We start from the raw sequence: 6542 nt of genomic DNA, 5'->3' as shown, positions 1-6542 counted from the left end.
CGCAGCGTGAAGACGCGCGTCAACGTGCCCAGGTCGACGTCCTGGCTGAAGGCAGAGAACACGGACTGCGCCTGTTCGACCACGCTGCGCACCTGGTCGCGCAGTTCCAGCGCGCGGGGCGTGGGCGCCAGTCCTCGGCCCGAACGCACCAGGACGGGATCGCCCACCGCTTCGCGGATGCGCGCCAGGGTGCGGCTCATGGCCGGCGTGCTGAGGTTCAGGCGGCGCGCCGCGCCGGCGACGCTGCCTTCCTGGATCAGCACGTCCAGGGTCAGCAGCAGGTTGAGGTCTGGCGTAGTCATGCCGCCAAGCATAGCGTGCACGCGCGGTGCGGCGGCGCGCTCAGGGTTGCGCGAAACGCAATCGTGGATTGCCTGTGTCGGCATTCCCCGTGGCGGGCGCGGACGCCACCATGGCGCACCTGGCGGTGCATGGGCGCCAGCCGGACAAACCAAGGAGAGACAAATGGCGCTGGACGTACTGGAGCTGCATCATCACGCGGTGCGCATGCCGCTGGCCAAGGTGGCGGCCATGGGCGCGTTCTATGGGGACGTGCTGGGCCTGGATACGGATAAAGGCCGCTGGGAGATCCCGGGCATCGCGGGGTACTTCCTGGACCTGGGCAATGATTGCCAGATCCATCTGCTGGGCAGCGACGGCCCCTCGCCCTATTCCCAAGGGCCTGGTTGCGACCCGGTGGAAAACCACGTGGCGCTGGCGGTGCGGGATATCGCCGCGGCCGAGGCCGAGCTGCAGCGGCAGGGCGTGGACTACTGGAAGCTGGACAACGTGGCGGCGCCCGAGCTGATGCAACTGTTCCTGCGCGACCCGGTGGGCAACCTGATTGAACTGCATCAGATCGGCCGTTGCCGCTGCAAACGCAGCGACCGCCTGTTCGCCGACCGGAAGGCGGCGGCCGGCGCGGCGCCGACGCAAGCGGCCGGGCAAGACTGAGGCGGTTGGGGATAAGCCATGTTCATCGATTTGAATGCACTGGCGGGTCCGGCCCGCTACAAGCTGCTGACCGCGGCGATCGTGCCGCGCCCCATCGCCTGGATCGTGTCGCGCGACGCGCGGGGGGCGACGAATGTGGCGCCCTTCTCGTTCTTCAACCTGATGTCGGGCGACCCGCCGCTGATCTGCGTGGGCATCGGGATGCGCGACGGCGCGCCCAAGGACACCGCCCGCAACATTGCCGAGCGTGGCGAATTCACCGTCAACCTGGTGTCGGTACGGTTGGCGGCCAGGATGAACGTCACGGCGGTGGATTTTCCGGCCGGCGTGGACGAATCGGTGGAAGCGGGCCTGGTGCTGTCGCCGTCCGAGCGCATCGGCGTGCCGCGCGTGATGCAGTCGCCCGTGGCGTTCGAGTGCCGGGTGCATGAACTGCTGCGCATCGACGGGCGCAGCCTGGTGGTGGCCGACGTGGCGGCCATGCATGTGCAGGATGAGCTGGTGGCGGACCGGGAACACCTGTATCTGGACGGTCCGAAGATGGACCTGCTGGCGCGTCTGCACAATCCGGGGTGGTACAGCCGCCCGCAGCCCGCCTTCCAGATGCGGCAGCTGAGCCTGGCCCAGTGGGAGGCCCTAAAGCAGTCGGGCGAGGCGGAGCGCTATCTGGAGACGCCGCGGATATAAGGCGGTAGTGCGCCGCCCGCTTTGCGCGCCGTCCGGCCTGGCGCGCCCCCTGTTTCAGCGCGCAGGCCCCTGCACCGTCTTCCCTTCATCGCGCCGGCCGCGTCTTCAGGTCGGCCATCTCTTCGTTCATCAGCTGATGGGCGTAGCGCGAGAACACGCTGACCAGCCGCGTGCGCGTGTGATACGGCGGATACAGCAGCGCGACCGTGACCGGCACCGACGGGCTGAAAGGCCGGACCTCGACGCCGTTGGCCTCGTATTCCTCGCGGGCGGCCAGCGGGTTGATCAGGGCTACGCCGAGTCCGGCGCCCACCAGCGCGCACACCGACGAGCCCAGCCCGGCCTCGGCCACCGTCTGCCGCTCCACCTTCGCGGCCTTGAAGACGGCGTCGATCTTTTCGCGCAGCGGGGTGGCGCTGGGAAACGCAATGAAGGGTTCGCCCGCGAAGTCGGCGGGCTTGAGTTTTTTCAGCTTGGTCAGCCGGTGCCCTTTCGGCAGGACCGCCACGCAGCTCATCGTCAGCACCGGTTCGACCTGGATGCCGGGGCTGTCGCCCGACAGCATGGCCAGCCCCGTGTCGCAGAAGCCCGAACTGATCCAGTTGTGGACCGCGCTGGCGTTGCCGGAATGAATCGACACCATCACGTCCGGGTATTCCGTCTTGAAGGCCGCGACGATGCGCGCCAGGATGCCGCCGGCCAGCCGGGGCATGGCGGCCACGCTCAGCCGGCTGGCGCTGAACGAGCGGATGCTGGCCGCCGCCGACTCCAGTCCGGCCAGGCCGATGAAGGTCTTTTCGACCTCCTGGAAGAAGCGCGACCCGTCCTGCGTGGGGCTCAGGCGGCTGCCGTTGCGGTCGAACAAGGGAAACTGGGTGATCGCTTCCAATTGCGCTATTAAGCGGCTAACGTGCGGCTGCGAGGTATGCACGCGCCGCGCGGCGGCCGTCATCGAGCCGGTCATCATGACGGCTCGGAAGGCCTCGATGTGTCTTAAGCCCATCCGTGGAATGGCCATATCAAATCCGTATAGAGGAATACCTGATTGGAACTGGATAAAACCATACTGCTAGTTGATACTTTTTGCCAGCCGCGGGGCTCATCGCGGGACGCGGCGGCCGCCAAACAGTCTGGCGCCGCCGATCGTGAATACAAACACGCGCCGCACGCACGGCGCCAAGGGAATCAGATGAAAGCATTTGCCGCGATCTCCGTCGCCGCCGCCCTGCTGGGCAGCGCCGCCACCGTTCACGCCGAGGGCCCCAGCCGCCTGGACAAGATCCGGGAAACCGGCGTGATCACCATCGGCCATCCTGAAACCTCGGTCCCCTTCGCCTACCTGGACGGCAACCAGAAGCCGGTCGGCTACACGGTGGAGATCTGCCAGGAAATCGCCCAGTACGTGAAGGCCGCGCTGAAGCTGCCCAAGCTTGACGTGCGCTACAACCCGACGACCTCGGCCACGCGCATCCCGCTGCTGGCCAACGGCACCATCGACCTGGAATGCGGCAACACCACCAACAACCTGGACCGCCACAAGCTGGTGTCGTTCGCGCCCACGACCTTCGTGGCGCAGGTGGTGCTGGTGGCGCGCAAGGACGGCGGCGTGGATCCCAACAACCTGGAATCGTTCCGCGGCAAGACCATCGCCGCCCAGGCGGGCGGCCAGACCTTCCGCCTGATTTCCGGTTTGAACGCCAAGGGCAACCTGGGCATCACCATGGCGCCGACGAAGGATACCGCCGAGACCATCCTGATGGTGGAATCGGGCCGCGCCGCGGGTTCGGCCAACGATGACGGCATCGCCTACGGCGCCGTGGCCTCGTCCAAGAACCCCGACGCGTTCGTGATCGGCAAGAAGGGCCTGGAAATGGCCCCCTACGGCATCATGGAACCCAAGGACGACCCCGCCTTCAAGAAGGTGGTGGACGATGCGGTGCTGGACCTGATCAAGACCGGCAAAGTCGCCGCGATCTATGACAAGTACTTCAATTCGCCGATCCCGCCCAAGCAGATCAACCTGAAGTATCCGATGAGCGACGCCCTGAAGCGCGCGCTGGCCAACCCGACGGATTCGGGCGACCCCAAGGCATACGAGTAAGCAGGTTGTCCGCGGGACGCCACGCGCGTCCCGCGGCGGTTTTGGGGCAAGGCGCCGCGGCCGGCGCCGATCTAGGGCACGGGCATGAATTACAACTGGAGTTGGAGCGTTTTCCTGGAGATGTCGCCTGACGGCGTGCATACCTTCCTGGAAACGATCCTGATCGGCGTGGGCTGGACGCTGGCGCTGGCGCTGACGGCGTGGGTCTTTTCGCTGCTGCTGGGGTCTTGGCTGGGCGTGATGCGCACGGCGCAGTCCCGGCTGATGAACGTGCTGGGCGCGACGTATGTGGAGATCTTCCGCAACATCCCGCTGCTGGTGCAGATGTTCCTGTGGTATTTCGTGCTGCCCGAATTGTTGCCGCACGCCTGGGGGCTGGCCATGAAGCAGATGCCGCAACCCTGGGGGCAGTTCGTGCCCGCGGTGCTGTGCCTGGGCTTTTACGGGTCGGCGCGGGTGGCCGAACAATTGCGCGCGGGCATCCAGTCGCTGCCGCGAGGCCAGTTCCAGGCGGGCACCGCGCTGGGGCTGACCGAGGTGCAGGTGTACCGCTACATCATCCTGCCCGAGGCGTTTCGCATCGTGCTGCCGCCCTTGACGTCGGAATTCATGGGCACCATCAAGTATTCGTCGGTGGCGCTGACCATCGGCTTGCTGGAGCTGACCGGCCAGGCGCGCTCCATGCAGGAATTCAGCTTCCATATCTTCGAGGCGTTCTCCGCCGCGACGGTGATCTACCTGATCATCAACGGCATTGTCGTGCTGGGCATGCGCCTGCTTGAACGCCATGTCGCGGTTCCCGGGCTGATCGGTTCGGCCGGCAAGAGTCGCTAGGGGATCGCCATGGGTAAATTCGATTTCGATGTGATCTGGACCGCCCTGCCCTACCTGTTCCAGACGGGCATGACGTTCACCCTGACATTGACCGTGCTGGCCGCGGTGATGGGGCTGGCGCTGGGCACGCTGCTGGCGATGATGCGGTTGTCGCGCTTCAAGATCCTGTCGGTGCCGGCAGGCATCTACGTGAACGTGATGCGGTCGATCCCGCTGTTGCTGGTGATCTTCTGGTTCTACTTCCTGGTGCCGTACATCGCCGCCTGGGTGGTGGGGTCGCCCACGCCGTTGCGCGTGGGGGCGTTCAATTCGGCGGTGATCACCTTCACCATGTTCGAGGCCGCGTACTTCTGCGAAATCATGCGCGCGGGCATCCAGTCGATCGCACGCGGCCAGGTGTCGGCCAGCATGGCGATCGGCCTTTCCCCGTGGCAAGGCATGCGCTACGTGGTGCTGCCGCAGGCCTTTCGCAACATGGTGCCGGCGCTGCTGACGCGCGTGATCATCCTGTTCCAGGACACGTCGCTGGTCTACGTGCTGTCGTTGACGGACTTCCTGGGGGCGGCCTCCAAGATCGGCCAGCGTGACGGCCGGCTGGTGGAACTTTATCTCTTCGTGGCGGTGGTGTATTTCGTGATCTGCTTCACGGCGTCCCGTCTGGTCAAGCTGCTGGAAAAGCGCACCCGGGTGTTGCGCTAAGCGCCCCGGCCCCGCTCCTACCCGTTATCCACAGGTTCTACGATGCAACTCTCTTCGACGCCTCCGATGATCGAGATCAACCAGGTCAGCAAGTGGTACGGCACCTTCCAGGTGCTGGATGAATGCACGACGAAAGTCGGCAAAGGCGAGGTCGTGGTGGTCTGCGGACCGTCGGGCTCCGGCAAGTCGACCCTGATCAAGACCGTGAACGCGCTGGAGCCCTTCCAAAAGGGCGACATCACGGTCAACGGCATTTCCGTGGGCGATCCACGCACCAACCTGCCCAAGCTCCGGTCGGTGGCCGGCATGGTGTTCCAGCACTTCGAGCTGTTCCCGCACCTGTCGGTGACCGAGAACCTGTGCCTGGGCCAGGTCAAGGTGCTGCGCCGGAGCAAGGACGAGGCCCGCGTACGCGCGCTGTCGCTGCTTGAGCGCGTGGGCCTGTCGGCGCACAAGGACAAGCACCCCGGCGAACTGTCGGGCGGCCAGCAGCAGCGGGTGGCGATCGCGCGCGCGTTATCGATGGACCCGGTGGTGATGCTGTTCGACGAGCCGACCTCGGCGCTGGACCCCGAGATGGTCAACGAGGTGCTGGACGTGATGACCGACCTGGCCAGTGAAGGCATGACGATGATGGTGGTGACCCATGAAATGGGGTTCGCCCGCCGCGTCGCCGACCGTGTGATCTTCATGGACGGCGGCAAGATTGTGGAGGATTGCGCGAAAGACGCGTTCTTCGGCAATGTGGAGGAGCGTGCCCCGCGCACGCGCCAGTTTCTTTCCAAAATTCTGCAGCACTGAAAGCCATGACCCAGCGGACCCCCGCCGACCTTCCCAGCGCCCCTGTCGACCTGCGCAGCGATACGGTCACCCACCCCACCGCGGCCATGTACGAACGCATGCGCACCGCGCCGATCGGCGATGACGGCCTGGACGGAGATCCTTCCGTGCGCGCGCTGGAAGCGCATGTGGCGGCCCGCCTGGGCAAGGAAGCCGGGCTGTTCGTGCCCAGCTGCACCATGGCCAATCTGTTGGCCGTGCTGGCGCAGACGCAGCGCAACGAGCAGGTCGTGCTGGAGTCGTCCGCCCACATGTACACGTCCGAGCGCGGCGCCGCCACCTTCACGGGCCTGTTCTACCAGGGCGTGTCCGGCACCGACGGCGCCATGGACCTGAACCGGCTGGACGACGCGTTGCTGTCCGGCGGCCACCGGCTGAAGACCTCGCTGGTGGCGATGGAGACCTCGCACAACAACGCCGGGGGCGC

At 66.0% G+C, this 6542-nt stretch carries 9 protein-coding genes; 7 read left to right on the top strand and 2 right to left on the bottom strand.

All coding sequences use genetic code 11. From position 1 onward, the window contains the following. The coding region (locus tag ACO6D5_RS26040) for a LysR family transcriptional regulator (protein WP_485826991.1) at nucleotides 1–302 on the bottom strand (302 nt) is incomplete at its 3' end. A gap of 163 nt (nucleotides 303–465) precedes the next feature. Here ACO6D5_RS26040 and ACO6D5_RS26035 point away from each other — a divergent pair. Together ACO6D5_RS26035 and ACO6D5_RS26030 are read left to right on the top strand one after the other, a co-directional pair. Next, nucleotides 466–954, top strand: a complete 489-nt coding sequence (locus ACO6D5_RS26035; RefSeq protein WP_485826990.1) for a VOC family protein — start codon at nucleotides 466–468, stop codon at nucleotides 952–954. A gap of 18 nt (nucleotides 955–972) precedes the next feature. Beyond that, the gene (locus ACO6D5_RS26030; RefSeq protein WP_485826989.1) at nucleotides 973–1641 is read left to right on the top strand and encodes a flavin reductase family protein; all 669 of its coding nucleotides are present in this window, start codon (nucleotides 973–975) and stop codon (nucleotides 1639–1641) included. 85 nt (nucleotides 1642–1726) lie between these two features. Here the strand turns inward: ACO6D5_RS26030 and ACO6D5_RS26025 are convergent, their stop codons facing one another. Beyond that, the gene (locus ACO6D5_RS26025) at nucleotides 1727–2659 is read right to left on the bottom strand and encodes a LysR substrate-binding domain-containing protein (protein WP_315529071.1); all 933 of its coding nucleotides are present in this window, start codon (nucleotides 2657–2659) and stop codon (nucleotides 1727–1729) included. 171 nt (nucleotides 2660–2830) lie between these two features. Here ACO6D5_RS26025 and ACO6D5_RS26020 point away from each other — a divergent pair, with 171 nt between their 5' ends. The 5 genes from ACO6D5_RS26020 to ACO6D5_RS26000 form a co-directional block, all read left to right on the top strand. Next, nucleotides 2831–3742, top strand: a complete 912-nt coding sequence (locus ACO6D5_RS26020; protein ID WP_315140057.1) for an amino acid ABC transporter substrate-binding protein — start codon at nucleotides 2831–2833, stop codon at nucleotides 3740–3742. Nucleotides 3743–3826: 84 nt separating this feature from the next. Continuing rightward, nucleotides 3827–4576, top strand: coding sequence for an amino acid ABC transporter permease (locus ACO6D5_RS26015; RefSeq protein ID WP_315140054.1), 750 nt, complete (start codon nucleotides 3827–3829; stop codon nucleotides 4574–4576). Nucleotides 4577–4585: 9 nt separating this feature from the next. Continuing rightward, nucleotides 4586–5275 carry an amino acid ABC transporter permease gene (locus ACO6D5_RS26010; RefSeq protein ID WP_006227722.1) on the top strand — a complete coding sequence of 230 codons (690 nt, stop codon included), beginning with the start codon at nucleotides 4586–4588 and terminating at the stop codon, nucleotides 5273–5275. Nucleotides 5276–5341: 66 nt separating this feature from the next. Then, nucleotides 5342–6076 (top strand): ATP-binding cassette domain-containing protein, encoded by a 735-nt coding sequence (locus tag ACO6D5_RS26005; RefSeq protein ID WP_315529151.1) that lies wholly within the window; start codon nucleotides 5342–5344, stop codon nucleotides 6074–6076. 5 nt (nucleotides 6077–6081) lie between these two features. Next, a partial coding sequence (locus tag ACO6D5_RS26000; RefSeq protein ID WP_485826988.1) for a beta-eliminating lyase-related protein occupies nucleotides 6082–6542 on the top strand: 461 nt, incomplete at its 3' end.

The sequence above is a fragment of the Achromobacter sp. genome (assembly GCF_057314935.1).
This window is presented reverse-complemented; position numbering and strand designations above follow the sequence as displayed.

Coding starts and splice junctions, on each gene's coding strand:
- ACO6D5_RS26035 (WP_485826990.1), top strand. CDS start 466: ATGGCGCTGGACGTACTGGAGCTGCATCATCACGCGGTGCGCATGCCG.
- ACO6D5_RS26030 (WP_485826989.1), top strand. CDS start 973: ATGTTCATCGATTTGAATGCACTGGCGGGTCCGGCCCGCTACAAGCTG.
- ACO6D5_RS26025 (WP_315529071.1), bottom strand. CDS start 2,659: ATGGCCATTCCACGGATGGGCTTAAGACACATCGAGGCCTTCCGAGCC.
- ACO6D5_RS26020 (WP_315140057.1), top strand. CDS start 2,831: ATGAAAGCATTTGCCGCGATCTCCGTCGCCGCCGCCCTGCTGGGCAGC.
- ACO6D5_RS26015 (WP_315140054.1), top strand. CDS start 3,827: ATGAATTACAACTGGAGTTGGAGCGTTTTCCTGGAGATGTCGCCTGAC.
- ACO6D5_RS26010 (WP_006227722.1), top strand. CDS start 4,586: ATGGGTAAATTCGATTTCGATGTGATCTGGACCGCCCTGCCCTACCTG.
- ACO6D5_RS26005 (WP_315529151.1), top strand. CDS start 5,342: ATGATCGAGATCAACCAGGTCAGCAAGTGGTACGGCACCTTCCAGGTG.